This is a genomic window from Psychromonas arctica (genome assembly GCF_038155225.1).
GTDB classification, from domain to species: Bacteria; Pseudomonadota; Gammaproteobacteria; order Enterobacterales; family Psychromonadaceae; genus Psychromonas; species Psychromonas arctica_B.
Genome location: NZ_JBAKBA010000157.1, coordinates 1 through 247, shown reverse-complemented (window position 1 = coordinate 247; position 247 = coordinate 1). Strand labels below are relative to the sequence as shown.

Sequence of the window (247 nt, the reverse complement as noted above, 5' to 3'; positions counted from 1 at the left end):
AATATTACGGTGAATAAAGGGATGAATAAATTCACGCTGCGCGGCCAAGATAAAGTGAATACGCAATGGCAAATGTACTGTCTCGTTCATAATATAGAGAAGTTAAGGAATAGTTTACATTAAGCCAAGGGCAAAGCCCTTAACTCAATAAATCCCTCATGTTTAGCCCTCTAATCCCATTTATGACTCAAATTAATCAATTAGTTAATAAAAACAAAATAATCTATTTAATCTCAAGTAAATGTAA

1 protein-coding gene is annotated in these 247 nt (G+C 32.4%); it reads left to right on the top strand.

The annotated features are described in order from the left end of the window. On the top strand, window positions 1–123 hold a 123-nt coding region (locus V6255_RS18150), incomplete at its 5' end, for a transposase (protein ID WP_341629393.1). Between the last annotated feature and the right edge of the window lie 124 nt (window positions 124–247).